24 protein-coding genes are annotated in these 25,993 nt (G+C 69.3%); 12 read left to right on the top strand and 12 right to left on the bottom strand.

The features are described 5' to 3' along the window. Nucleotides 1-21: 21 nt before the first annotated feature. The 6 genes from F0U63_RS17770 (at nt 22) to F0U63_RS17745 (ending at nt 5,905) form a co-directional block, all read left to right on the top strand. On the top strand, nt 22-2,058 hold the full coding sequence (locus F0U63_RS17770) for an amylo-alpha-1,6-glucosidase (RefSeq protein ID WP_395847106.1): 2,037 nt from the start codon (nt 22-24) through the stop codon (nt 2,056-2,058). 105 nt (nt 2,059-2,163) lie between these two features. After that, a complete protein-coding gene (locus F0U63_RS17765) occupies nt 2,164-2,466 on the top strand; it encodes a putative quinol monooxygenase (protein WP_002626370.1) in 303 nt (100 codons plus the stop codon). 127 nt (nt 2,467-2,593) lie between these two features. After that, the gene (locus tag F0U63_RS17760) at nt 2,594-3,130 is read left to right on the top strand and encodes a sugar O-acetyltransferase (RefSeq protein ID WP_395847105.1); all 537 of its coding nucleotides are present in this window, start codon (nt 2,594-2,596) and stop codon (nt 3,128-3,130) included. A gap of 9 nt (nt 3,131-3,139) precedes the next feature. Then, nucleotides 3,140-3,979: a nucleotidyltransferase domain-containing protein gene (locus F0U63_RS17755; RefSeq protein ID WP_395847104.1), complete on the top strand. Its 840-nt coding sequence runs from the start codon at nt 3,140-3,142 to the stop codon at nt 3,977-3,979. 154 nt (nt 3,980-4,133) lie between these two features. After that, nucleotides 4,134-5,438 (top strand): DUF2380 domain-containing protein, encoded by a 1,305-nt coding sequence (locus F0U63_RS17750; protein ID WP_395847103.1) that lies wholly within the window; start codon nt 4,134-4,136, stop codon nt 5,436-5,438. Continuing rightward, nucleotides 5,435-5,905, top strand: coding sequence for an NUDIX hydrolase (locus F0U63_RS17745; protein ID WP_395847102.1), 471 nt, complete (start codon nt 5,435-5,437; stop codon nt 5,903-5,905). The genes F0U63_RS17750 and F0U63_RS17745 overlap by 4 nt, the downstream gene beginning before the upstream one ends. An 81-nt stretch (nt 5,906-5,986) precedes the next feature. Here F0U63_RS17745 and F0U63_RS17740 read toward each other — a convergent pair whose 3' ends face one another. The 4 genes from F0U63_RS17740 to F0U63_RS17725 form a co-directional block, all read right to left on the bottom strand. Continuing rightward, nucleotides 5,987-6,568 (bottom strand): type 1 glutamine amidotransferase domain-containing protein, encoded by a 582-nt coding sequence (locus F0U63_RS17740; protein WP_395847101.1) that lies wholly within the window; start codon nt 6,566-6,568, stop codon nt 5,987-5,989. Nucleotides 6,569-6,681: 113 nt separating this feature from the next. Next, complete coding sequence (locus F0U63_RS17735; protein WP_395847100.1) at nt 6,682-9,225, bottom strand: putative metal-binding motif-containing protein; 2,544 nt, start codon at nt 9,223-9,225, stop codon at nt 6,682-6,684. 105 nt (nt 9,226-9,330) lie between these two features. Next, nucleotides 9,331-9,771, bottom strand: a complete 441-nt coding sequence (locus F0U63_RS17730) for a DUF6918 family protein (protein ID WP_395847099.1) — start codon at nt 9,769-9,771, stop codon at nt 9,331-9,333. Between the two features lie 104 nt (nt 9,772-9,875). Then, complete coding sequence (locus F0U63_RS17725; protein ID WP_395847098.1) at nt 9,876-11,450, bottom strand: ATP-binding protein; 1,575 nt, start codon at nt 11,448-11,450, stop codon at nt 9,876-9,878. Between the two features lie 416 nt (nt 11,451-11,866). Here F0U63_RS17725 and F0U63_RS17720 point away from each other — a divergent pair, with 416 nt between their 5' ends. Together F0U63_RS17720 and F0U63_RS17715 are read left to right on the top strand one after the other, a co-directional pair. After that, nucleotides 11,867-12,754, top strand: a complete 888-nt coding sequence (locus F0U63_RS17720; RefSeq protein ID WP_395847097.1) for an RNA polymerase factor sigma-32 — start codon at nt 11,867-11,869, stop codon at nt 12,752-12,754. Between the two features lie 63 nt (nt 12,755-12,817). Beyond that, nucleotides 12,818-13,498 carry a spermidine synthase gene (locus tag F0U63_RS17715; RefSeq protein WP_395847096.1) on the top strand — a complete coding sequence of 227 codons (681 nt, stop codon included), beginning with the start codon at nt 12,818-12,820 and terminating at the stop codon, nt 13,496-13,498. On the opposite strand, the gene F0U63_RS17710 is transcribed toward F0U63_RS17715, so the two are convergent. After that, nucleotides 13,487-14,980: an amidase gene (locus tag F0U63_RS17710; RefSeq protein ID WP_395847095.1), complete on the bottom strand. Its 1,494-nt coding sequence runs from the start codon at nt 14,978-14,980 to the stop codon at nt 13,487-13,489. The two genes, F0U63_RS17715 and F0U63_RS17710, sit on opposite strands and share 12 nt — an antisense overlap. 26 nt (nt 14,981-15,006) lie before the next feature. Here F0U63_RS17710 and F0U63_RS17705 point away from each other — a divergent pair, with 26 nt between their 5' ends. Next, nucleotides 15,007-15,453, top strand: coding sequence for an EVE domain-containing protein (locus tag F0U63_RS17705; RefSeq protein ID WP_395847094.1), 447 nt, complete (start codon nt 15,007-15,009; stop codon nt 15,451-15,453). 4 nt (nt 15,454-15,457) lie between these two features. On the opposite strand, the gene F0U63_RS17700 is transcribed toward F0U63_RS17705, so the two are convergent. The 7 genes from F0U63_RS17700 to F0U63_RS17670 all read right to left on the bottom strand — a co-directional run bounded on the left by F0U63_RS17700 (nt 15,458) and on the right by F0U63_RS17670 (nt 21,191). After that, a complete protein-coding gene (locus F0U63_RS17700) occupies nt 15,458-16,063 on the bottom strand; it encodes a hypothetical protein (RefSeq protein WP_395847093.1) in 606 nt (201 codons plus the stop codon). A 67-nt stretch (nt 16,064-16,130) separates the two neighbouring features. Beyond that, entirely contained in the window at nt 16,131-17,603 is a 1,473-nt protein-coding gene (locus F0U63_RS17695) for an amino acid permease (RefSeq protein ID WP_395847092.1), read from the bottom strand. A 103-nt stretch (nt 17,604-17,706) separates the two neighbouring features. Beyond that, nucleotides 17,707-18,276, bottom strand: a complete 570-nt coding sequence (locus tag F0U63_RS17690; protein WP_395847091.1) for a hypothetical protein — start codon at nt 18,274-18,276, stop codon at nt 17,707-17,709. Nucleotides 18,277-18,308: 32 nt separating this feature from the next. Then, nucleotides 18,309-18,887, bottom strand: a complete 579-nt coding sequence (locus tag F0U63_RS17685; RefSeq protein ID WP_395847090.1) for a hypothetical protein — start codon at nt 18,885-18,887, stop codon at nt 18,309-18,311. Then, nucleotides 18,884-19,435 carry an RNA polymerase sigma factor gene (locus F0U63_RS17680; RefSeq protein WP_395847089.1) on the bottom strand — a complete coding sequence of 184 codons (552 nt, stop codon included), beginning with the start codon at nt 19,433-19,435 and terminating at the stop codon, nt 18,884-18,886. The genes F0U63_RS17685 and F0U63_RS17680 overlap by 4 nt, the downstream gene beginning before the upstream one ends. Before the next feature lie 132 nt (nt 19,436-19,567). Then, entirely contained in the window at nt 19,568-20,155 is a 588-nt protein-coding gene (locus F0U63_RS17675; protein WP_395847088.1) for a tetratricopeptide repeat protein, read from the bottom strand. 238 nt (nt 20,156-20,393) lie between these two features. Continuing rightward, the gene (locus F0U63_RS17670; RefSeq protein WP_395847087.1) at nt 20,394-21,191 is read right to left on the bottom strand and encodes an NAD-dependent epimerase/dehydratase family protein; all 798 of its coding nucleotides are present in this window, start codon (nt 21,189-21,191) and stop codon (nt 20,394-20,396) included. Nucleotides 21,192-21,351: 160 nt separating this feature from the next. Between F0U63_RS17670 and F0U63_RS17665 the strand changes: the two genes are divergently transcribed. From F0U63_RS17665 to F0U63_RS17655, 3 genes are all read left to right on the top strand, one after another. Further along, nucleotides 21,352-22,695, top strand: a complete 1,344-nt coding sequence (locus tag F0U63_RS17665) for a sensor histidine kinase (protein ID WP_395847086.1) — start codon at nt 21,352-21,354, stop codon at nt 22,693-22,695. A gap of 30 nt (nt 22,696-22,725) precedes the next feature. Continuing rightward, nucleotides 22,726-24,447, top strand: a complete 1,722-nt coding sequence (locus F0U63_RS17660; protein WP_395847085.1) for a DEAD/DEAH box helicase — start codon at nt 22,726-22,728, stop codon at nt 24,445-24,447. Between the two features lie 181 nt (nt 24,448-24,628). Beyond that, complete coding sequence (locus tag F0U63_RS17655) at nt 24,629-25,948, top strand: ABC transporter substrate-binding protein (RefSeq protein WP_395847084.1); 1,320 nt, start codon at nt 24,629-24,631, stop codon at nt 25,946-25,948. Nucleotides 25,949-25,993: the final 45 nt, after the last annotated feature.

Here is a 25,993-nt window from a genome sequence, read left to right as displayed (position 1 = left end):
CACGAGCGGGGAGGACAAGAAGTGACCGCCGCGACTCAAAGCCCCACCCTGCCCCGGTTGTCCTTCTCCTGGCCCGAGGGCGCGGACTTCACGGAACTGCTGACGCGCGAGTGGCTGGTGACCAACGGGCGCGGCGGCTACGCCTCGGGCACGCTGCCGGGGTGCAACACGCGGCGCTACCACGGGCTGTTCATTCCCGGCCTGGAGAAGAAGGGCCGCACGGTGATGCTGGCACGCCTCAACGAGGAAGCGCTCGTGCGGGGCCAGACGTACCGCCTGGACACGGAGCAGCGCGCGGACGGGAGCCAGGTGACGGGGGGCGCGCGGCTGCTGCGCGGCTTCCACCTGGAGGGCCTGGTGCCGCACTGGCTCTATCAGCTGGGCGAGACGCGCCTGCAACGCAAGCTGACGCTCGTGCATGGCGAGAACACGCTCGTCGTGGTGTGGGAACACCTGGCGGGGCCCGAGGTGGGACTGCGGCTGAGGCCCTTCCCCGCCCTGCGCATGCACGACGAGAAGCTGCACACCGCCCCGATGAATCCCTCGGTGTCCCTGTCCCACGCGCGGGTGGAGCTCCGCGCGAACGAGGGCGCACCACCCCTGCGCCTGCGCCTCTCCTCGTCCGCGCCGGTGCCCTTCGTGGGGTCGCGCGAGACGAGCGCGCCCCTGCTGTGCGCGGAGGAGAAGGCGCGCGGGTATGACCACGTGGAGACACTGGTGAGCCCGGGCTACTTCGAGTGCACGTTGCGCCCGGGCGAGCGCCTGGCGATGTGCGTCACCACGGAAGACGCCGCGGTGCTGGAGCGAGACCCCCACGAGACGTTCTCGCTGGAGTACGAGCGCGAGCGGCGGCTGCTCGTCCAGGTGCCCCCGTCCGCGCGCACGGGGGTGTCGGCGCGGCTGGTGCTCGCGGCGGATCAATTCATCATCGCGCCCACGCGCTCCACGGACGAGGCCTGGGCGCGCGCGGGGGGTCAGGACATGCGCTCGGTGATCGCCGGCTACCACTGGTTCACCGACTGGGGCCGCGACACGATGATCTCCCTGGAGGGGTTGACGTTGAGCACGGGCCGCCATGGCACGGCGGCGGCCATCCTGCGCACCTTCCATCACCACGTGCGCGACGGCCTGTTGCCCAACCTCTTCCCCGAGGGCGAGTCCGAGGGCCTGTACCACACCGCGGACGCGACGCTGTGGTTCTTCCACGCCGTGGACCGCTACCTCCAGGTGACGAAGGACGAGCAGTTGCTGCGCGACTTCCATCCGACGCTGGCGGGCATCATCGCGCACCACCAGAAGGGCACGCGCCACAACATCCGCGTGGACCCCAAGGATGGGCTGTTGAGCCAGGGCGAGGAGGGCTACCAGCTCACGTGGATGGACGCGAAGGTGGACGGCTGGGTGGTGACGCCCCGGCGGGGCAAGGCGGTGGAGCTCAACGCGCTGTGGTTCAACGCCTTGCGGCTGATGGTGGAGTGGTCCGAGCGGCTGGGCGAGGACGCGCGGCCCTACGCCACGGCGGCGGAGCAGGCCCACGAGAGCTTCAACCGGCGCTTCTGGAACCCGGCCACCGGGTGCCTGTTCGACGTGGTGGACGGCGAGGACGGCGAGGATGATCCCTCGGTGAGACCGAATCAGGTGTTCGCGATCTCGCTGAAGAACCCGGTGCTGCGGCGGGACAAGTGGGAGCCGGTGATGGCGAAGGTGCGCGAGCAACTGCTGACGCCGGTGGGCCTGCGCAGCCTCGCGCCCGGGCACCCGGACTACAAGCCGAACTACGACGGCGACCTGAAGGCGCGCGACGCGGCGTACCACCAGGGCACCGTGTGGGGGTGGCTCATTGGCCACTACGTGGACGCGACGCTGAAGCTGACCGAGGACAAGCTCGACGCGCGGGCCGTGCTCGAGGGCATGAAGCAGCACCTGGAGCACGCGGGCGTGGGGCAGCTCAGCGAGATCTTCGATGCCACGGAGCCCTTCCATCCCCGGGGATGCATCGCGCAGGCCTGGAGCGTGGCGGAGACCCTGCGCGTCTTCCTGAAGACGGACCTGCCCTGATTCCGGGCGCGGCAACCGCCAGGTGTACCGGGCGGTTGTCACGGGTGGCGGACCGTGATGGAACGGCGGAGGCCGCGTCTCCGCGGCCATCGAGAGGAACACCTCATGTATGGTCTGATCGGAAGGATGATCGCCGCGCCGGGCAAGCGGGACGAGCTGCTCTCGGCGCTGAACGGGAGCATCGGCCACATGCCTGGATGCCTCAGCTATGTCATCGCGCTCGATCGCGAGCACCCGGACGCCCTCTGGGTCACGGAAGTCTGGGACAGCGCGGAGAGCCACAAGGCGTCCCTGTCACTGCCAGAGGTGCGCGCGGCGATCACCAAGGCCCGGCCGATCATCGCTGGATTCGACAACCGGGTGGAGACGATCCCCGTCGGCGGGGTGGGCCTGGCGGGGGCGAAGTAACGGCGCGAGGACGCGCGCTCCAGCGAGCCCTGGCCGTTCGCTAGTGGGTAATCGCCCCCAAACGCCGGCGAGGACGCCCAGGTGCCGCGCTACCCTCCCGCGCATGGCACGGACCGAAAAAGAGAAGATGCTCGCGGAGGAACTGTATGTCGCGGCGGACCCGGAGTTGGTCGCCGGGCGCGCCCGTGCGCGCAAGCTGCTGCGCGCCTACAACCAGTCCACCGAGGAGGAGCTGGCGCAGCGCGAGAGTCTGCTCTCCCAACTCCTGGGCGCGGCGGGCCCGGGGGTGTGGATCGAGCCGCCGTTCTTCTGTGACTACGGCGAGCACATCCGGCTGGGCGCGCGCGTGTTCATGAACTTCCAGTGCGTCATCCTCGACTGCAATCTGGTGACACTGGGAGATGACGTGTTCCTGGGCCCCGGCGTGCACATCTACGCGGCCACCCACCCGCTGGACCCGGACGAGCGCATCAAGGGCCCCGAGCTGGGGCGCCCCGTCACCATTGGCGCCAAGGTGTGGATTGGCGGTGGGTCCATCATCTGCCCGGGAGTGACGATCGGCGAGGGCTCCACCATTGGCGCGGGCAGCGTGGTGGTGAAGGACATTCCCCCCTACGTCTTCGCCGGGGGCAATCCCTGCCGCGTCATCCGCAACCTGCGCTGAGCACCTCATATGACAGGAATTGATTCGGAGGTTCCTCCCCTGGCGCGTGAGTGGGCGGCGCGCTTCGCCCACTTCGAGCAGGTGCGGGCGGTGGCGCTCGGGGGCTCCTGGGTGACGGGGGCCGCGGATCCGCTCTCGGACCTGGACGTGATCGTCTATGCGAGCCCTCCGCCTCCCGCCGAGGCTCGGCGTGCGCTCATCCTGCCCACCGCGCGGCGGGCCGAGATCGACAACACGTTCTTCGGCACCGGCGACGAGTGGATCGACCAGAGCGGCCAGGGCGTGGACGCGGCCTACTGGAGCCCGGAGTGGATGGAGGACCAGTTGGAGCGCGTCCTCGTGCGCTTCGAGGCCTCGCTCGGGTACACCACCAGCTTCTGGCACACGCTGAGGAACTCACGCGTGCTCTTCGACCGGACAGGATGGCTCACGCGGCTCCAGGAGCAGGCGCGGATGCCCTATCCGGAGCCCCTGCGCCGAGCCATCGTGGAGAAGAACCACCCGGTGCTGCGGCGGAAGCTGGCGTCGTACCTGGAGCAGATTGAACTCGCGCTGCAACGGGCGGACCTGGTGAGCGTGCAGCACCGGGTGACGGCGGTGTTGGCGAGCTACTTCGACATCCTGTTCGCGGTGAACCGCGTTCCGCATCCGGGCGAGAAGCGGCTGCTGGCGCACGCGAAGCGGATATGCCCGAAGCGGCCACCCGAGTTGGAGGCCCAGATGGAGGCGGTGATTCGCTCGGTGGGTCTCCCCGCGCGGGACCTGCTGCCCAACCTCCATGCCCTGCTGGATGGGTTGGACGCACTGCTGGAGTCCGAGGGGTTGTTACCGGGCGGCAATGCACGCTGACCTGCCACGAGCCCTGTGGGCAGGACTTCTGCTCGCCATGCTTCTGTTCACCCCTGGCTGTGCGTCGCTAACGCCGCCCAGCCGGGGAATGAACCTGAGCTGCACCCCGCGCGCAGCTGCGGCACCCACGTTGGCGGGAGCGAGCCCTGGCCACGTGTCGAGATGCGCTGGGAGTGCGATTCCCCATGACGCCACGGAGCCCGCACGGGCGAGCAACACACAAATCCGCTCGGCGATCTTCGGTGCCATTCTCGAGCTATCGGGATCCACTCGCCGAACCGTCGGCGAACTTTCCAGACTCAAATCCAGCAAGCTGGGCATCGCCGGCCGACATGCCGACTTATTCATTCCCGCGGTCGATTATGGCATTCAGCAATTGCGCTGGATTGACACCGAACTCGCTGCCTCCACCAGGCTGTCCACCATGGCATTGGAGGTGGATGACCCGGACATGCAGCTTGCCCTCTTGCGCCTCACCGGCCCACGGATCGAGGCCGCCATGTTGGGCTCCCTCCTGCTCGGTGTATGGCTCGATTTTCTCCACCTCGCTGACGTCGTGCTTCAGCAATGCCCCTACTACAGCGTGGAGCAACTGTTTCAGCAGATGGACCGCTCGAGGAAGATGCTGGAACCCGCCATGAGGGCGCTTGCCTCCCTGGAGTCAGGACAGGTCGAGACTGCGGCGACCGACTTGCCCGCGCTGGTAGGCCACCTCACCAGCGAATTCGCTGCAACCCGCGAGGCCGTACGCGTGGCGGCAGAGCAGTTCGAGAAGATGCTGCGGGTGAAGGAACTCATCGAAATGCTCACCACGGCTTCGGCGATAAAAATGGCACTGCCCCGACTGATTCCCCCAGTCACTCCCTCCACACTCGGCGTGGGCCTCGTGGTGGGCTCCGACGGCGTGATGATGGGCACACGGGTCGTCGTCTCCGCCGAATGGGTGGAGATGATGCGCCGGATGGTCCAGGCGGGCATCATCTCCCTTCCCGTCGTCAGCGCCGCTGTCCGGATTCATTCCGGACAGGTGATGATGGCGCACTCGAACCAAGACCTGCCACAGGGCGTGCGCGACGCGCTCGGCGACGGTCCCGAGGTGCGGGGCATGCGGGTGACGGGCAGAGCGGGAGCCGGCATGGCCGAGCCACCACGGCACCACATCCTGCCGCGAGAGTTCCGTGAGTGGTTCGAGAAACGTGGCTTCACCGGTGAAGTGAGCATCGACCATTTCTGCGTCAAAATGGAGCGGGCCAAACACGAGGCGATCCATGGAGGTGGCGACTGGCGCTTGGGCCGCACATGGCCCGGAGAATGGAACCGGATGCTCATGAAGTCACTGCACGACGCTGAGATCGATGCAGGCCGGATGCTGACGCGAAACGAAATCCTGAGGCTCGTCGCGAAGAACATGAGGGACTATAGAATCCCAGTGAACTTCATCCCGTGGAGAGGACAATGAGCGAGGACCATTCCTGGGAGGGCAACTGGAAGGTCCGCCTGTACGAACGGGTCCGCGACCTGGGCTACGATTCGCTCACCGCCTTCGCCGACGCGCGTCCCACCGTTCCGCTCTATTTGTTGGCCGAGGAGCTTGGCGAGGACGACGTCGCCGCGGTGCAGGTGTTCAGCGGGCTGCTCGCCGAGGCGGAGCGGCGCAGTCAGGTCACTCGCCTGGTGCGCGATGTTCTCGTGCGTGAGCTCGCCGAAGGACTCCCCAACGGCTGGCCGACCGTGATGGACGATGCAAGCCGCTTCGAGGTCGCCATGGCGCTGGGCCGCTGGTCCGCCTACACCCCAGAAACCCATCAGAAACGCGTCGAGCAGGCCAGGGCAGTACTCCGAACCACGCCGCCACTGCCCGGCTGGCGCCCACGCGGACCCGACGACGAGCTACTGCTCACACTCCTGCCCGACGAGGCGGTCTGAACATCACGCCAGAGCGCACAATGGCAAACAGGCTCGGCGGGGCTGCTGGAGCGTCCGCCGAACTCGATCACACTCCTCGGATCAGTGGACGGCTGGCTGCTGGTCCGAGGCGGCCTCGGGCGCCAGCGGAGACTCCAGGCGCGCGGCGATGCCCTGGCTCACCTGCCGCAGCAGCGCGGCGCAAAACGCCTTCAAGTCATCCGGCTTGCGCGATGTGATGATGGCGCCGTCCTCCACCACCTCGCGGTCCACCCAGCGCGCCCCCGCGTTGATGAGATCCGTCTTGATGGAGGGGAAGGACGTCACCGTGCGGCCGTCCGCGATGTCCGCCTCCACCAGCATCCACGGCCCGTGACAGATGGAGGCGATGGGCTTGTCCGCCTTGAAGAAGTCCCGCACGAACCCCACCACGTGGATGTCCATGCGCAGGTGGTCCGGCGAGTAGCCCCCCGGAATCACCAGGGCCGCGAAGTCCTCCTCCCGCACGTCCTTCACCGACTTCTCGGCGGTGATGACCTCCTTGCCCTTCTTTCCCTTCAACTGCTTGCCCGCCTCCACGCCGATGATGACCGCCTCGTGGCCGGCCTTCTTCACCTCGTCGTAGGGGACGCGGAACTCCGAGTCCTCGAAATCATTGGCCACGATGAATGCGATGCGTGCCATGCCCCGCCTCCTTGAGATGGGGGTGTCCTGAGCAAGACAAGGTGCACACGCCCTCCCCGGCGGCAAACACGCACCCCGCCCGTCCGTGGAGCGGGCGAGCAGGAGTCAGCCGCTCAGGGCTCGAACTGCACGGCGTAGACGGTCCACCGGGCGCTCTCCAAGGGCGCGTCCCGGGCGACCTCCAGCCTCGTGGGAGACGTCAGCCGGAACCGCGCGGTCCCCGCCCCCACGACGTCATTCCAGCGGTACGACGTCTCCCCTGCCCCCTGTCCGCCATGCACCTGGCTGCTGGAGAGCAGCAAGGTCCGGGTTGGATCCACGTCGGAGAGGGTTTCCGTGATGGAGAGCGCGTTGTTGTCGAGCGACACGTTCCTCGCCTGGACACTGTAGCCCTCGGGGAAGGTGAGGCGCTCGTAGGCGATCTCGGAGATCTCGGCCCCATTGCAGGACGAGGAACCGAGCCCACGCGAGAAGCGCAACACGTCCTGCCCCAGCATCTCTCCGCGCACCATGCGGTTGCAGATGGCGGAGTCGTTGCCCGTCGCCTGGAAGGTAGACGTCAACACCGAGCGGCTCGTCTCCGCCGGGGAAACGCGGACTTCCACGGGCGCGGTGGTCATCTTCCCCGCCAGCCCCCGGCTCACCGACAGGCCATCGAGCTCCACGACCTGCACGGAGTACCTCGCTTTATCGCACGCCGCCTTCAGATCGATCTTCACCTGTTCGGCGCTCGTCAGCTGCACCGTCGCGAAATCGTTGGCGTCCGTCGTCGACCCGAATTGCGAGGAGCTGAAGAGCACGAAGCTCTTCTCCATCTGTACCCTCGAGGAGAGATTCACGGTCAGGGAGTTCCCATTCGAGCTGGGGCACGACTGCTCCAGGTGATGGACACGCAGGCCGCGCGAGAGCTCCACCACCTGCCACTGGATGTTGGCGGTGCCCTCTGATTTGGCCCTGCCGCACGTGAGGCTGGAGGTACTGGTCAGGTGGCAGCGAACGAAGGAGTGCTCCGTCTTCTCGTTGTACGTGGTGGCCTGGAAGACGAGGAAGGACCGTTCCCGGCTGCCCAGAGCGGGATCGATGGGACACGTCACGCTCGCCGCCCCGTCGAGCAGCGTGCACGTGCCTCGCCGCACCACCGGCGCCACGCGCTGGGACTGCGTCACGGAAGGCAGGTCCGCGGAGGCCGCCGTCACGTCGACCGAGCCGCCCGTCCTGCCCTTGAAATAGAAGCTCCCCGAGGGGACGTCCGGCGACAGGGTGAGCCGCGAGAGTTCATCGACGCATCCGGCATCCGCGTAGAAGCGCAGCCCCATGCCCACGGTGGCGGACAGCTCGACCGAGACCTCGGAGGAAGGGATCGCGGGGTTGTCGAAGGCATCCAGGGTGCGGACCGTGGCCTGGGGCGAGCAACTCCCGGCCAGCACCGCCTGCCCGGGAAGGCTCAGGGTCAGCTTCGAGGCGGGCCCCGCGTTGACCCCGCGCGTGAACCGTGCGTTGGCGCTCCCCTCCATGGAGGCCACGATCGAGGCCTCGCCAGCCCGGGTCCCCCGGAAATAGAGCGTCAGCGAGACGGCGCCCTCCGGGAAGGTGGCCGAGGACAGCCGTGTGCCACAAGACGCGTCCGAGTAGAACGCGAGCTGCGCCGAGGGCGCGGGCGAGAACGAGACCGTCCGCCGGGGACCCGGGGCGGCGTTGTCGTACGCGTCGCGCCGCTCGAGTGTCAGGGGGACACACTCTCCGGCGAGGCCGCTGTCCGAGGCGGAGGAGAAGGCGAGCTTCGCTGGGTCCCCCGGAACGAGGGTGTGCGCCAGCGAGGCCTCCCCCAACGCCGAGGAGGCGGTCAGCAGTCCACTCGTCGCGCGAGTGCCCCGGACGTAGAAGGACAGGGCTCTGGCCCGGGCCGGAATGGTGGGGACCAGGGGCGCGCGACACGCCGCATCCGCGTAGAACGTGGCCTCGAGGGACGAGGCGGACAGTTCAAGGGCGGTGGCGTGATTCGGCACCGCCGGCTGGCCCAGGACGTCCCGGCGCTCCACGATCACGGGCTGGGGCGAGCACTGGCCCGCGATCCCCTGTTGCTCGGGACTGGTGAAGACGAGCGCGCTGGCGGTCCGGGAGCACGCCCGCCGCGAGCACGTGCTGTCATCACAACCCCACAGGCCATCGCAGTTGAGATCCGCGCTCGCGTCGCAGAGTTCCTGGACGCCGGGCCGGCTCTGGGGGAGTGCATCATCGCAATCCGGACCGCCCTCTGCCTGGGAGACGAACCCGTCGCGATCCGCGTCCAGGGACGGCGGCGGCAGGTCCAGGCGAAGCGAGACGGCACCCACCGTCCGCTCGAAGCGCGCGGTGACGGGCTCGCTCCACCCGTTGGCCAGCAGGGGCTCTTCACACGCGGCGCCCCACAGCGCCCGCGCCTGGAGCCGGATGTCCTGGGGCAGCGCGCCCCGGAAGATGGCCACGCGCAACTCCTGGCGATCCAGGGGGCGGGCCAGCTTCTGGCTCTGGAGGACCGAGCCATCCGCCCGGGTCACGTCCAGGGCGATGCAGCTCGCGGGCAGTTGGGGGTCGACCTGGATGAGGGCCTGGAGGGCGCCGCGATCCCCACCGCAACCCCAGAGCACGAGGAGGAGCGCCGCAACGACTCGGTTCATGGAATCCTTCCTGGGAAGCGACGACGGGGGGGGAGTATGTCCGAAGGAGGAATACTCCCACCTACCCCCGCGCCGTCCAGTCCCGAGTCAGGATTCTGGCCGGGCTCAGCCCGCGTGCTTGGCGATGAGCGCGCTCAGGCGGGGCACCGCGGACTCGACGTTCTTCACCGCCGTGCCGCGCAGCTTCTCGTAGGTGCCCTTGATGAGGCCGCTCTTCGAGTGGCTGACCTTCGCGTCGGTGATGGCCAGCAGCGCCCCGGCCACGCGCGAGGCGTTCGACGTGAAGTGCGCCGCGACCGGCTTCCCGCCCGTCTTGGCCTCCTGGTAGAGCGGATCCAACGCCTTGGAGAACTCGGGGAGCAGATCCTCGACGGCCTGCTTGATGAACCCGGGCTTGATGCCCTTCACGGCCGCGTAGCCCGCCTTGATGGCCATCCCCGAGATGCCACCCTTGTCGGCGACCTCGGCATCGATGAGCGTGCAGCAGTCGTTGATGACCGCCGCCTTCTTGGTGTCGTTGGTCAATGTCTCGGTCAGTGACGCCATGAATCCGTGCCTTTCCCTTTCCGTCTCACCGGGCCCTACCGCCTCCGCGCGACGTGGAGGCGCGCCCGGCCCGAGCGGGCGCATAGCACACAAACTTCCGCCCCTTACGCCAACTGTTGGAGCGAGGCCACGTGGGGAGGCTTCTCCAGGGGCCCCGTGTCCACCACGGGAAGGTAGACCCGGAAGATGCTGCCCTGCCCCACCACGCTGTCCACGGACATCGTGCCCCCGAGGCCCCGGATGATGTCATGGCTGATGGACAGGCCCAGTCCCGTGCCCTCGCCCACCGGCTTGGTGGTGAAGAACGGCTCGAAGACGCGCTCGAGGTTCTCCTGGGCGATGCCACAGCCGTTGTCCCGCACCTCCACCACCGCCTGGGAGCTGCCGTGCATGAGCGTCACCAGGCGGATCTCCCCGCCCTGCTTGGGCAGCGCCTGGGCGGCGTTGATGAGCAGGTTGGTGAAGACCTGCGCGAGCTGCACGGAGTTGCCCAGCACCTGGGGCAGCTCGCCGTAGTCGCGCACCAGCCGCCCCCGGCTGCGCAGCCGGCTCCAGGCCAGATGGACCGAGTTCTCCAACACCTCGTGCAAGTCCAAGGGGTGGGTGTTCACCGGATCGCCCCGGGACAGCGCCCGGAGGCTCTGGACGATGAGCCGCATGCGCTCGGCGCCCTCGCGTGCCTCGTGGAGGGCGTCCATCAGCTCGCGCGCGTCGTCCCGGGGCAGCTCCATCCGGCGCAGCTCGCCCCCAATGAAGCCCAGGTTGCTGGAGACGAAGGCCAGCGGGTTGTTGATTTCGTGCGCCACGCCCGCGGCGAGCATCCCGATGGAGGCCATGCGCTCGTTGAGCCGCAGGCGCATCTGGTTCTCGCGCTGCTCGGTGATGTCGCGCACCGTGACGGCCATGCAATCCCCCACGGCGCTCAACTGACGGCGGAACCAGCGGCGCCCCCGGCCAGGCAGTGCCTGCTCCACCTCGTCATCGTGCGGCACGCCCGTGCGCCACACCTCGTCACAGAGCGCGCGCGGTGCGATGAAGGCCGCGTGAGGCACGTCCGAGAGCGGATGGCCCTCCAGGTCGGCCGCCGCCCCGCCCAGCAGCCGCTCGGCGTGGACGTTGAGCCGCAGCAGCCGCAGCTGCTCTGGCTCGCCCCGCAGGAGGAAGAACGCGTCGAAGCTGCTGCTGGCCGCGGCGCGGAAGAGCGCCTCGCTGCGGCGCCGGGCCTCCTCGTTGCGCCGGTCGTGCGACAGATCTCTCGCGATGCCGAACAGCCCCACCACCTGGCCATCCTCCCGGCGGATGACGCCCTTGGTGGAGAGCCATTCGCGCGAGATACCCGCCATCACCTCGTGCATCTCCGCGTGCAGGGTGCGTCCCGCCAGCAGGGTCTGGCGATCGAACTCGAGCGTGTTCTGCGCCTCCTCCCGCGACACCAGATCGGCGTCCTTGCGGCCGAGGATCTCCCCCACCGGCTTGCCCAGGTAGCGCGCGCCCGCCTCATTGATGAAGAGGTAGCGCCCCTGCAGATCCTTGATGAAGATCGCGTCGGGCAGCTCCTCGACGAGGGAGTGGAAGAGGTCGCGGTAGGGGAAATCGGCTGGAATCAGGGTCGGCTGGGGCGCGAGACCTCCCCCGGACCCGGAGTCGCTCCCGGTCCCCGGTTCGCTTCCGTTGCTCATGTCACAATCAATACCCACAACCCCGCGAATCGAGCAGTCGCCCCTCCGCGGCTTCCAGGGGGCTTCCGTCCAGCACCCCACGCTTTCGCTCCCCCGTCTGGAGGGAGCGTCCATTGACGGACAGTGACCTCGCCACGCGGGAAGATCGTTTGAAGACCACCGAAACGCATGGGCAGGCGGCGAAGCGCGCCGGAGTCCGTCCACCGGCAGGGTTTGTTCCCGACCACCCTAAAAACTGCAAACCCCCGCCTGTAAGAATGACTGTCTTGGGGGCCTAAGCACGGCGGGCCCTGGATGCAAGTGCCCGAAGTCCTTGCGAAATGCCATCCGCCCGACCATTGGCACCCGCGTTGCTAAAGGGAAGTGGCACGACGCATCGACGTGAAGCGCAACGTCTTCCACCCCCGAGAGACACCATGCAAGCTTCCTCCTCCCTCTCTTCCGCCGACACCCTCTCCACCTACCTGGCGGACATCAACCAGTACCCGCTGCTGTCCGTGCAGGAGGAGCAGGCGCTCGCGCGGCGCTTCAAGCAGGGCGACATGGCCGCGGGCCACAAGCTGGTGACGAGCAACCTGCGCTTCGTGGTGAAGGTCTCCTACGAGTACCGCTCCTACGGCATCAAGATGTCCGACCTCATCCAGGAGGCGAACATCGGCCTGATGAAGGCGGTGCAGAAGTTCGACGCGGACAAGGGCATCCGCCTCATCTCGTACGCGGTGTGGTGGATCCGCGCCTACATCCAGAACTACATCCTCAAGAACTGGAGCCTGGTGAAGCTGGGCACCACGCAGGCCCAGCGCCGGCTGTTCTTCTCGCTGGCGCGCACGCGCCGCGAGCTGGAGAAGATGGGCCCCGGCGAGGGCAACATCGTCGACGCGGAGGAGATCGCCCGCAAGCTCAACGTGAAGGCCACCGAGGTGCGCGAGATGGAGCAGCGCATGGGCGGCAGGGACTTGTCGCTGGACGCGCCGGTGGGCGAGGAAGGCGACGCCACGCACATGGACTTCGTGGAGTCCGAGTCCGTCTCCCAGGTGGATGAGGTGGCCGACCGCCAGGAGGCGGATCTGACGCGCGCCCGCATCCGCCAGGCCCTCACCCGGCTGGATCCGCGCGAGCGCTTCATCATCGAGCACCGGGTGATGGGCGACTCGGAGATGACGCTGAGCGAGCTGGGCGAGCACTTCGGCTTCTCGCGCGAGCGTGCGCGCCAGCTGGAGATCCGCGCCAAGGACAAGCTCAAGGCGGAGCTGGCCTCGCTCATGGCGGAGGTGGGTCTGGACGAGGCGGCGGCCAGCCGCTAACACCCCGCCCCGAGAACGAGTCCCTTCCGGCCCCGCGGGGTGGGAGGGACAGGGACGGGGACGATGAAGCCGTGGAAGGTGATTGACCGGGCGAGCGCACCGGATGGCGGGGAGCTGGTGCTGCACCAGCGCGGCGAGGAGTTCGCCATCCGCGTGAACGGGCGCGAGCTCATGTCCAGCCGCCAGCATGGCTCCGAGGAGCGGATGGCGGAGGTGGCCTGCGCGGGACTCACGGGCGCGCGCGTGCGGGTGCTCGTGGGTGGGCTGGGCCTGGGCTACACGGTGCGCGCCACGTTGGATCGGCTGTCCTCCTCGGCCGAGGTGGTGGTGGCGGAGCTCGTGCCCGCGGTCGTCGCGTGGAACCAGGGTGTGCTCGCGCCGCTGGCCGGACGGCCGCTGGAGGATCCCCGGGTGAAGGTGGAGACGCGGGACGTGGGCGAGCTCTTGCGCGAGGCCGAGGGCCACTACGACGCGGTGCTCCTGGACGTGGACAACGGCCCCGAGGCGCTCACCCAGGAGGACAACCGCTGGCTCTACGGCGAGCGCGGACTCGCCCGGCTGCGGCGCGCGCTCAAGCCACGGGGCGTGGTGGTGGTGTGGTCGGCCTCGCCGGATCGCGCCTTCGCCCGGCGGCTCGAGCGGACGGGCTTCGACACCGAGGTGGTAGAGACGCCCGCGCGAGGCAAGGCGGGCGGTCCCCTTCACACCCTCTTCATCGGCCGCGTCCGGCCCTCAGCCGCGTGACTTCACGAGCGGCTGGCGATCCTTCCAGGGCCGGGCCTGCTCGAGCTGCGAGGCCAGGCGGATGAGCGTGGCCTCGTCGCCGAAGCGGGCGGCGAACTGCACGCCGATGGGCAGCCCGGCGGCGTTCCAGTAGAGCGGCACCGACATGGCGGGCTGTCCCGTCATGTTGAAGAGCTGGGTGTTGGGCGTGCGCTCCAGGGCGTTGGCCCCCAGCTCGTCGATGAGCTTCGTGAAGAGCGGCTTGAGCGGCAGCTTGCGCAGGGCCGTGAGCGCGGCGAGCTCCAGGGGCTTGAGCGCGAGCTCGCCCACGCGCGAGGGCGGATAGGCGAGCGTCGCGTCCAGGAAGAGGTCGTAGCGCGAGTGGAAGGCCGCGGTGATGCGGCCGGCCGCGTGGATGGCTTCCCGGGACGCCTGGAACTCGGCCGCGGTGAGGATGTTGCCGAGCTGCCCGAGCGCCCAGGTGGCGGGCTCCACGTCTCCCGGCTCCACCGGCCGGCCCCGGTACTCGCCGATGATCTTGAGGAAGTAGGCCACGCTGGCCGAGACGACGACGAAGTAGGAGCGCACCAGCTCGTCCCGGGGGAACACCGGCGCGTCCTCGACCACTTCGTGCCCCAGCTCCTCGCACAGCTTCGCCGCGTCCTGCACGGCGGCCACGCAGTCCGGGTGCACGTCACGGCCCAGGAGCGAGCCGGTGGAGAAGGCGATGCGCAACCGGCCCGGCGGCACGCCCACCTCCTGGAGGAAGGGCCGGGCCACCGGCGGCGCCACATAGGGCGCGCCCGGCTCCGAGCCCTGGGTGACGTCGAGCATCGCGGCGCTGTCGCGCACGCTGCGCGTGAGCACGTGTTGCTGCACGAAGCCGTTCCACCCCTCGCCGGAGTCCGGACCCACGGGGTTGCGCGCCCGCGTCGGCTTGAGACCGAAGAGGCCGCAGGCGGACGAGGGAATGCGGATGGAGCCACCGCCGTCACCGCCATGGGCCATGGGCACCACGCGCGCCGCCACGCACACCGCCGAGCCTCCGCTGGAGCCCCCGGGCGTGTGCTCCGGATTCCAGGGGCTGCGCGTCGGCCCCCGCAGCGCCGACTCGGTGACGCCGAGGATGCCCAGCTCGGGGGTGCTCGTCTTGGCCACGAAGTTGAGCCCGGCGCGGCGATAGCGCGCGATGAGCTCCGCGTCGTGGTCCGGCACGAAGCCCACCAGCGCCCGGCAGCCCGCGGTGAAGGGCTCGCCCTTCACATAGCCATCCAGGTCCTTCACGAGGAAGGGCACTCCGGCGAAGGGCCCCTCCGGCAGCGGTCCCGCGGCGGCCTTGCGCGCCTGCTCGTACATCGTGTGGACCACGGCGTTGAGGCGTGGGTTGATGGACTCGATGCGGGTGATGACCTCCTCCACCAGCTCGGAGGGGTGGACCTGCTTCGTACGGACCAGCCCGGCGAGGTCCGTTGCGTCGAATGCGTCGTATCCCTGGATGGCCATGGGCGCGCTATCTAGCATGGGCCGTCATGGCGAAACCCCAGTACTGGCTGATCAAGAGTGAGCCATCCGTCTACCCCTACGCCCAACTGGAGCGCGAGGGACGGACGGAGTGGTCGGGAGTGCGCAACTTCGAGGCCCGCAACAACCTCCGGGCGATGAAGCCCGGGGATTTGTGTCTCTACTATCACTCCAACGAGGACAAGGCCGTGGTAGGCGTGGCCCGGGTGCTCACCTCCCCCACCGAGGACCCCACGGCGCCCGGGGAGGACTGGGCCTCGGTGCAGATGGGCCCCTTCGTCGCGCTCCAGAAGCCGGTGACGCTGGCCACCGTCAAGGCCACTGCCGCGCTCGGGGACTTCCCGCTCATCACCCGGAGCCGGCTGAGCGTGGCCCCCGTCACCGCGGAGCACTTCCAGCACGTGCTGGAGCTGGGCGGCACGAAGCTGCCGAGGAAGCCGCCCAAGGCGCCCTGAGGACTCAGGCGTTCGCCGGGTGCAGCTTCTGTTGCAGGAGGTTGGCCCGGTTGAGCGCCGCCAGGAGCTGCTGGCGCAGCGACTCGGCGTCGCGGGAGATGTCCACGAAGTCCTGCTCCCGCGCGTCGTTGGCCAGCGCCTGGGCGTTCTCGGCCACCCGCGCCATGCGCTCGTTGACCCCCTGCAGCGAGCTGATGAGCTCCTCGGGCTTCACCGGCTCGCCCTGCGTCCTGCCCGCCAGCCCCTGCATGGTCGCGCTGAGCGAGCCGGCTTCCTGCCCCAGGCCGGCGAAGCGCTCCATGAGCGACTGGTACACCCGCGTGCGCTCCTGCAGCTCCTGCGCGCGGCTGTTCACCTCGGAGGCCAGCGCCTGCTGGCGATCCCTCCAGCCATTGAGCACACCCAGCAGCGAGCGCATGTGCGCCACCAGCCGCTCGTCGCAGTCCGCCACGGAGTTGAGCAGGTGGCCCATCTTCTCCAGGTGCTTCTGCGCGCGCAGGGGCCCGGTGCGGACCTCCTGGGCGAGGGACTCGAACTTGCGCAGCTCCTCCTCGATCGCCGCCGCGGCGGCCACCAGCTCGGAGGATTCGGACTGCTGCCGCTTGCTCATGGGGACGGCTCCAGACATGGGCGGGGAGGATTCCCCTCTACCTAGCTAGCACCAGACGCGGCCGGGCTCACGTCCCAGGTTGGGCCGGAGCCGTGGGTGCCGGGGAGGACGCCGGGTGAATCAGCGTCACCTTGGGTCCCACGAAGGTATGGCGTTGGAATGCCACCCAGTAGAGGACGAGCAGGGCCAGACAGCCGGCGAACGTGTAGCCCGCCAGCTCGTTGGGCGGCAGGACGAAGAGCACCATGATGGCCGCGCACCAGGCGAGCGCCACCCCATTGACGAGCGGCGAGAAGCGCCCCAGGTCCCACGGGCCCCGGTGGGACCAGGTGCCATTGCGCCGGGCCCGCCAGCCCACCCAGATGGGCACGGCATACGAGGCGTAGAGTGCCAGCGTGCTGAGCGCCACCATGGCCGCGTAGGCCCCGCTCCAGATGGCCACCACGAAGGCCGCCACCACGGACACCCAGACGGCCACATGCGGGCTGCGGAAGCGCGGCGACACACGCGCCAGCAGCGGCGAGGCCGGCAACCCCCCGTCGCGCGCGAAGGCGAAGAGCATGCGCGAGTTGGACGTCACCGAGGACAGCCCGCAGAACCACATGGCCCCGATGGCGACCCACACCAGCGCCCCGCCGAGCGCGGGCCCGAGCGAATCGCGCAGCACGTACAGGAAGGGGTTGGGCGCGTCGGCCGCGACCGGCAGGTCCCGGATGGCCAGCGTCACCCCCACCAGCAGCACGTAGCCCACCACCGCGCTCACCGCCACGGACAGGAAGATGCCCCAGGGGGCGTTGCGCGTGGGGTCCTTCGTCTCCTCGGACACGTGGGCGCTCGCGTCATAGCCGGTGAACGTCCACTGCGCCTGCAACAGGCCAATGAGGAAGCCGTAGGAGTAGACGTGGTCCTCGGCGGTGAAGCGCGTGAAGAGGAAGCCCAGGTCGCGCCGGGGCGCGAAGGCCACCAGCGCGCCGATGAGCAGTGCCACCCCGGCCACGTGGTACCAGGCCGACAGGTTGTTGAGCAGCGCCACCGCGCGCACGCCCACGTGGTTGAGCACCGCGTGGGAGATGAGGATGACCGCGTAGAGCGGCAGCACATAGCCGCGCTCACGGGGCCAGCCGAGCATGTCCGCGACGAACTCCGCGAGGCCGTAGTCGATGCCCGCGGTGATGGCGAACTGGCCGATGGTGTTCAGCCACGCCGTGAAGAAGCCCACCCGGGGCCCGCCCAGCATGGCGGACCAGTGGTAGAGCGCTCCCGCGGTGGGGAACGAGGAGGCGAGCTGGGCGAGGCTCGCCGCCACCATCAGCGTCATCACCGCCACCAGCGGCCAGCCCACCGCCATGACGAAAGGCCCACCGAAGCGCAGACCATGGCCGTAGAGCGTCACGGCTCCGGTGAGGATGGAGATGATGGAGAAGGAGACGGCGAAGTTGGAGAAGCCGCCCATCTCCCGGAGGAGTTGCTGCGCATAGCCCAGGCGCTGCAACTGAGCTGCATCCGCGTCGAGCGAGGCACCCTTCGGGTCATTGTCCATGGACCGGAACTATGTCCACTGGCGCCAGCGGACGAAAAGGGCCGGTCTCACGGAATGTGGGCTCGTCACCGCTCCGGGGGGGCGGGACGCCCGTCCCCCGGGCTCACGGGCTCGGGGGCGGCGCGGGGGGAGCCGCGGGCGCCCGAGGCGCGGTGCCAAAGGGGGGCATGGGCGGCATGGGCGGCATGGCCGGGAAGGCATGGGTGTTCATCTCCGCCTCCAGCTTCCGCCAGGTGTCGGGGCCGAGGAGCTTCTTGATGGTCACCATCAACGCCACCCGGTTCTGCCGTACGACCGTCTCGGCGCGGCCCACCTTCTCCACCAGATCCTTCACGGTGGACTCATTGGGGGCGTCCTGGCGCAGCTCCCGCTCCAACGCGAGCTGCGTCCGCTTGTGCTCCGCCTCCAGGGAGATGAGCTCCTGGTTGGAGTCGAAGATGAGATCCTGGACCTTGCGCACCGTCGCCTTGGGCAGATCCAGCTTCTCCACCAGCTCCGGAGGAATCCCCGAGGACGCCGGCCCCAGGGGACCGCCCCGGGTGCGAACGATGCGCACGCTGCGCTCGCTCCCGGCTCCCTTGTCCGCGTTGACCGTCACCACCGACTGATTGTCCTGCGCGAAGGCGGGCACGGCGGCGAGGACGGCGAGGGCACACCACAGGTTCTTCAGCATGGTTCTACTCTCCTTGTTGGACACACTGCGTTTCACTGCGACCGCGACGGATGGATGACCCGGAGGGCCGTCCGGAAGGGCTCGGCGTCGAGCGCCGTGGACTCCGGCGGACGCACCCAGGTGGCGAGCAGGCCGAAGGCGGCGTACGCCCTGTCCTCGACGGCCGGACGGGTGCGCGTGTAGCCGTCCACCTCTCGCACCAGGGTCTCCAGCTCGGAGTCCCCCCGGGCCCAGGTGTCCGAGGGGGTCTCCCCGGTGCCCGGGGTGGGCTCGGCCAGCAGCACGCCCTCGATCGGCGCGCCCGGCTCCGGCACGTGCTCCGGCGCCTCGTCCCGCACCGAGAGGGCGAAGGCCAGCAACGCCGCGGCACAGGTCGCCCCCGCGCCGGCCACCCACCGGCGGCGGTACTGGCGGCGGCGCACCTCCCCGCGGATCGCCTCGGGCGTGAAGGCCGGAGGAAGAGGCGGCTCGGGAAGCCGCAGCCGCCCCGAGGAGGAATGGAAGCGGGCGAGCGCGCGGCAGTCCTCGCAGTGCTCCAGGTGGGCCTGGAGCCCCGGAGGCCGGGGCAGTTGCTCGTCCACGAGGGCCGCGGCGAAGTCCTGGCAGCTCATGGGGTGTCTCCTCGCAGCGCGTCCGCGGCCTTGAGCTTCTGGAGCGCCCGGTAGAGGTGGATGCGGACCGTGCCGCGGGTGATGTTCATGGCGTCGGCGATGGCCTCGAGGTCGAGCCCCTCGAGGTAGCGCAGGGAGAAGGCCGTGGCCTGCTGGGCCGGGAGCGTGCGCAAGGCCCGGCCGAACGCGTGCCACCGCTCGGCGCCCGTGAAGGACTCCTCGGGGGAAGGCGGGGCGGAGGGACCCAGGTCCAACGCCTCGCGCAGCACGTGCCAGACCCGCCGCCGGCGCAGGTGGCCCATCGCGCGCGAGACGAGGATGCGCCGCAGCCAGGCCGGGCCCGCCCGGGGATCCCTCAAGGTGTGACGTTTCTCGTAGGCGTCGGCCAGGGCGGACTGCACCAGGTCCCTCGCCTCCTCTCCTTCCCAGACGAGCCGGCGGGCCAGCCGCAGGAGCGCGGCCTGTTCACCCAGCACGAGCGCGTCGAAGTCGAGGGCGAGACCCCTCTCTCCTCCCGGCGTCTCCTGGATGATGGCTGTGTCCTTCACGGTGGGACCTCGCGACTCGGTATCCACACTGGAGGACGCGGGAGCCGCCCGGGCGGCATACCGCTGATTTTCTCCCCGATTTTTTTCTCCGCCGGGGACCCCCATCCCGGAGCGATGGACGGGGGCGAGCCCTCAGCTCGCGACGGGGCGCATCAACCGGACGGCGAGCTGGTTGTAGTGGTCGCGCTTCTCGGTGTCCCCGAGGTGCGCCCAGACCTCGGCCAGCGCGCGCGCCGCGTCCGTCTCGCCCGGGTGCAGCTCCAGCGCCACCTCCAGCACATGACGCGCATGCCGGTAGCGCGCCTTGCCCGTCAGTCCGATTCCCCGGGTGCGCTGCTTGCCCGACTCCTTCAGCAGCGCCTCGCCCAACTGGGTGATCTCCACCGCCGTCCCCTCGCGCCAGCCGTCCTCGGGGTTGAGCATCTGGGCCTGCTCCAGAAGGGTCCGGGCGACTTCGGGCTCGTCCAGTTCGAGCTGGCAGAGCGCCGCGTTGCGGTAGTGCGCGGCCGTCTCGGGATCCAGATCAATGGCACGCTCGAAGCATTTGAGCGCCTCGCGCGGCCGGCCCAGGCTGGTGAGCGCGGAGCCCTTGGCGCTGAGCGCCAGCACATGGTGGGGATCCTGGGCCAACACCCGGTTGAATACCTGGAGAGCGGCCTCGTGGCGGCCGGCGATCGAATGGCTGACACCCTCGTTGAACGCCGCTAGCAAAGTGGACATATGGCCCCTTCTCGCCGTTCTCGCGTTCCCCCGCCCGCGCATCCGGCAACGGTCTGAAACAAACGAAACCCGTAGCCTGACAGCATCGAGCCCCGGAAGAGAACCCGGTCCGTACACGGTCGTAACGTTTTGGTGAATCCAGGCCTCGTCATCCTGGACCTGACCTTCATCCAGCGGAAAGCCCATCTTCTGTGCTGACTGTGCTGAACGGCTGAACGCGGAAAGAAGCCGATGGACTTCAGCCGCCGCGGTCCGCCAGCAGCGCCGAGAAGCCCGCGACGAAGTCCGGGTAGCGTGGCCGCCAGCCGAGGGCCTTGAGGCGGGCATTGGAGATGGCCCGATCTCCTCGGAGCGAGGGGTGCAGCGAGGCCAATGGCACCGTGGGGGGTGGAGGCACGCCCAGCCGCGCGCACAGCCAGCCCAGGGTTTCCGCCTGGGTGGCGGGCCGGTCATCCGCCACGCAGTACGTGGCGCCGGGGGTGCCCCGCTCCAACACCACGCGCAGGGCCTCCACCAGATCATCCACATGCACCCGAGAGATGCGGCCTCCCCCACTCTCGGGGATGCGGGCCGTCCCGGCGAGGACGCGCTCGTGCATGCCCCGGCCGGGACCATAGATGCCCGCGATGCGCAGCGCGATGCCCCCGAGCGGCCGGTAGGCGGCCTCCGCGTCCAGCCGTCCCCGGGCGTTGGGCGCCTCGGGCTGCACCGGGGTGTCCTCGTCCACGTGTCCCCGCGCGCTCCCATAGACGCCCGTGGAGGACAGATAGACGAGGCGCGAGGGGCGAGCCCGCGTGAGCGCCTCGGCCAGGAACGCGTCGAGGCTGGCGTCGGGAGGAATGGAGATGACCACCTCCGCCCCCGCCGCCGAGGCCACGGCCTCCTCCAGGGACACGAGCGCGACGCCCGCGCGCGCCAGGCGCTCCCGGCGGCCAGGGTCGCGCGTCACCGCCCGCACGGGGCGCCCGCGCGGCGCCTCCACGAGCGCCAGTCGCGTCAACGTGTCACCACATCCGAGCAGGACGAGAGGATTCATGAGGGCCGACTCCACGCGCCCCCTTCGAGCGGCACTTCGCTCCGGGCAAGCGAAGTTTCAGCCAATGTCCGAAACCAGATATTTTCCCCGGACCCCCCCACCAGCCCGCTCCGTGTGAAGCCTCCCCATGGCAACCTGAACATCCCCCCATGAATCCCCCATGAAGACCACGCTCGCCGCCCGCCGGGTCAACAGCCGGGTCTTCTTCGTCTCCGCGGCGATCACCCTGGTGTCCATGGTGGTCCACTGCGCGATCCTGGGCTTCGTCTGGGCGGAGGTGGAGGACAGGGTGCTCGTGCAGCTCTCCCTGGCCGCGAGCTTCGTTCTGCTGGGCGTGGGGGTGCGCTCGGGGCACATGACGCCGGGAGTTCCCGGGCTCCTGTCCGGGCTGGCGTGCCTGGTGTGCATGACCGAGCTCATCCTGCTGACCGGAGGGCCCGAGAGCCCCTACCTCATGACGCTCGTGTGCGTGCCCTTGCTGCTGTCGATGTTCACTCCGAACACCCGGCTGCCGACGCTGGTGTCGCTCGTGGCGATGGTGGGGGCGGTGGCGCTGATCAACGTCCTGGCCGACATTCCGCCGCGCACCTTCCTGCCCCAGATGCTCACCTATGGGGCGCTCGGCAGCGTGGGGCTCTACGCGGGGAAGAACTACCAGAGGCTGCGCCAGGCGGAGCAACTGGCCCAGGAGGAGCGGCTCCAGGCCCTGGAGCGGCTGGCCGAGAGCGAGCGGCTGCGGCGCCGCGCCGAGAGCGAACGCGCGGACATGGAGCGGCTGATGATGGTGGGGCAGCTCGCGGCCGACGTGGCGCACGAGGTGAACAACCCCCTGGCCTTCGTGAAGTCCAACCTGCACTACCTGCAGCACGCGCTGACGAGCACGGACAAGCCCGCCGACGTGGCGGAGCTGCACGAGCTGCTCGACGAGACGCGCCAGGGCGTGCTGCGCATCCAGCGGATCATGGCGGACTTGAGGCAGTACTCGCACCCCATGGACTCCCCCGGGCAGGAGGGCTCGCTGCGCGAGGCCATGGAAGAGGCCCGGCGCCTGGCCCTGTCGCGGCTTCACTCCCGGAGCGAGGTGTTCCTGGACGTTCCCCAGGAGCTGCCCACCGTCCGACTGGGACAGCGGCACCTGATGCAGGTGCTGCTCAACCTGCTGCTCCACGCGGCGCGGTCGCTGGAAGAGGCCGGGTCCGAGCGCCCCGCCCACATCCTCTTGAAGGCCTGGCGGACCGCCCGGGACGTCCAGGTGGTGGTGGAGGACGACGGGCCGGGGATTCCCCAGGACGAGCTGCCCCGGCTCTTCGACCCCTTCTTCACCCCTCCGTCCTCCACGAAGGGTGCGGGCCTGGGGCTCGCCCTTTGCCGGGAGTACGTGCTGCGGGGGGGCGGAACGCTCACCGCGGAAAACCGGCCCGAGGGCGGCGCCCGGTTCATTCTCACCTTGAACCCGTCCTCGCACCCGTCCTCCGCGTCCTGCTCGCCGAGCCGAGAGACCTGAGCCGGAGGCGGTGCTACAAGCAGCCGCAACGTGAACACCCCTTCCGATACCATCCCCACTTTCGAAGAACTGGGCCTGGATGCCCCACTCGTGGAGGCGCTCAGCTCGCTCGGCTACGAGGAGCCCACGCCCATCCAGCGCGCCGCCCTGCCCCCGTTGATCGCCGGCAAGGATCTGCTGGGCATCGCCGCCACGGGAACGGGAAAGACCGCCGCCTTCTCCCTGCCGCTCTTGCAGCGGCTCACCCCGGGCCAGCGCGCGCCCTTCTCCACGTCCGCGCTCGTGCTCGTGCCCACGCGCGAGCTGGCCATGCAGGTGGCCGAGGCCATCCACCGCTATGGCCAGAAGATGGGCGTGAGCGTGCTGCCGCTCTACGGCGGCCAGCCCATCGGCCAGCAGCTGCGCGTGCTCAAGCGCGGCGTGGACGTGGTCGTCGCCACGCCCGGACGCGCGTTGGATCACCTCAAGCGCCAGTCGCTCCTGCTCGACTCCCTGCGCACCGTGGTGCTCGACGAGGCCGACGAGATGCTCGACATGGGCTTCGCCGAGGACCTGGAAGCCATCCTCGACGCCACCCCCCAGGAGCGGCAGACGGCGCTCTTCTCGGCCACCCTGCCCCCGCGCATCGCCTCCATCGCCGAGCGGCACCTGCACTCGCCCGTGCACGTGAAGATCGCCAAGGAGAAGCTGCCCGCCGGCACCGGGCCCCGCGTGCGCCAGGTCGCCTACATCGTCCCGCGCCCCTTCAAGGCCGCCACGCTCGGACGCGTGCTGGACGTGGAGGCGCCCACCACCGCCATCGTCTTCTGCCGCACGCGCACCGAGGTGGATGAGCTCACCGTGTCGCTCAACGGCCGGGGCTGGCGCGCCCAGGCGCTCCACGGCGGCATGGATCAATCGCAGCGCGACCGCGTGCTCAAGCAGTTCAAGAGCCACGCGGTGGAGCTGCTCATCGCCACGGACGTGGCCGCGCGCGGACTGGACATCGAGAAGCTGTCCCACGTCGTCAACTACGACGTGCCCAACGCGCCCGAGGCGTACGTGCACCGCATCGGCCGCACGGGCCGCGCCGGACGCGAGGGCGTGGCCATCACCCTCGCCGAGCCCCGCGAGCACCGGCTGCTGCGCAACATCGAGAAGCTCACCGGCCAGAAGATCGAACTGGCCACCGTGCCCACCGTGGCCGACCTGCGCGCGCGCCGGCTGGAGCTCGTGCGCGCCTCCCTGCGCGAGGCGCTCGTCGCGGGTGAGCTCGATTCCTACCGCTCCGTCGTGGAGAGCCTCGGCTCCGAGTTCGACCTGGTGGACGTAGCGGCCGCCGCGGTGAAGCTGCTCCACGACGCGCAGGTGGATGGCCAGAGCGAGGAGGAGGAGGAGATCCCCCTGGTGACGCCGCCGTCGGACAAGGGCCCCCGCGCGCCTCGCGGCCCCCGCTCCGGCGAGCGCCCCGCGCCCGGCACCCGGCCGGACGCGCCTCGCAGCGCCAAGCGCCGCGCACCGCCCGACGCGTCCTTCGACATGGCGCGGCTGTTCATCGGCGTGGGCCGTCAGGCCGGCGTGCGGCCCTCGGATCTCGTGGGCGCCATCGCGGGCGAGGCGGGCGTGGAAGGCAAGCGCATCGGCGCCATCCAGATTGGCGACACATACTCGCTCGTCGAGGTTCCCGAATCCCTGGCGGATCAGGTCATCGCCGCGTTGCGTCAGACCACGCTGCGTGGCCGCAAGGCGCAGGTGCGCCGCGATCGGGGCTGAATGCTCATCAGCTGAACTCTCGTCACCTGAGATAAGCGAGATCGAGGTGAATCCTCGTGGATCAGGTTGAGGGGATTTGATGGACTGAGGGTGTCGAAGTCCGACACCTCGCCTCAAAGTTCCCCCGACCGCCCGACATGCGTTCTGCGTGTGTCGTGGCGCCTGTTCCCGGAGTCGCCACATGAAGAAATCATTCGCTGCCCGCACCGCTTTTGGGCTCGGATTGCTGCTGGGTTCTGGCAGTGCCCTGGCCGCCACCACGCTGACGATTGGCACCGTCAACAACGGTGACATGGTCCGCATGCAGGCGCTGTCGAAGACCTATACGGAGCAGCATCCCGACGTGGAGCTGCGCTGGGTGGTGCTCGAGGAGAACACGCTGCGCCAGCGGCTCACCACGGACATCACCACCGGGGGCGGACAGTTCGACGTCATCACCATTGGCGCGTACGAGGCGCCCATGTGGGGGCGCAAGGACTGGATCCTGCCGCTGGAGAAGTTCTCGCCCACGTATGACGTGGACGACCTCATGCCCAACGTGCGCAAGCAGTTGAGCGTGGACGGCAAGCTGCGCGCGCTGCCCTTCTACTCCGAGGGCTCCATCACCTACTACCGCACGGACCTGTTCGCGGCCAAGGGCCTGAAGATGCCCGAGGAGCCCACGTGGACGGAGATCCGCGGCTTCGCGGAGAAGCTGCACGATCCCTCCAAGAACGTGTACGGCATCTGTCTGCGCGGCAAGGCGGGCTGGGGCGAGAACATGGCGCTCGTCACCACCATCGTGAACGCCTACGGCGGACGCTGGTTCGACGAGAAGTGGCAGCCCCAGCTCGACTCGCCCGAGTGGAGCCAGGCGGTGAACTTCTACGTGGACCTGCTGAGCAAGTTCGGCCCGCCGGGACCGAGCAGCAACGGGTTCAACGAGAACCTCACGCTGTTCAACGCGGGCAAGTGCGCCATGTGGGTGGACGCGAGCGTGGCGGGGGCCTTCGTCACCGACAAGACGCAGAGCCAGGTGCCGGACAAGGTGGGCTTCGTCAAGGCGCCGCGCCAGGTGACCCCCAAGGGCAGCTCCTGGCTGTGGACGTGGGCGCTGGCGGTCCCCAAGAGCTCCAAGCAGCAGCAGGCCGCGTTCGACTTCATCCAGTGGGCCACGTCCAAGGAGTACGCCAACCTCGTGGCCAAGCGCTATGGCATCTCCGCGATGCCGCCGGGCACGCGCCTGTCCACCTACGCCAACGCCGAGTACATGAAGGCCACGCCCTTCGCGCGCGTCACCCAGGAGGCCATCCAGACGGCCAACCCCGACTCGCCCACGCTCAAGCCCGTGCCGTACACCGGCGTCCAGTTCGCCACCATCCCCGAGTTCCAGGCCATCGGCACGCTCGTGGGCAAGAGCATCTCCGGCGCCCTCGCGGGCGGCTCCAAGGTCGACGCGGAGCTGAAAAAGCTGAACGAGTCCGTGCAGCGCACGATCAAGCGCGCGGGCTACATCAAGTAGTGATACGCGCGCCGCGCCGCCCCTACCCCCACCGCTGACCCCCCT

Origin of the sequence: Cystobacter fuscus, from assembly GCF_044360685.1 — a bacterium.
Lineage (GTDB): Bacteria > Myxococcota > Myxococcia > Myxococcales > Myxococcaceae > Cystobacter > Cystobacter fuscus_C.
This window is presented reverse-complemented; position numbering and strand designations above follow the sequence as displayed.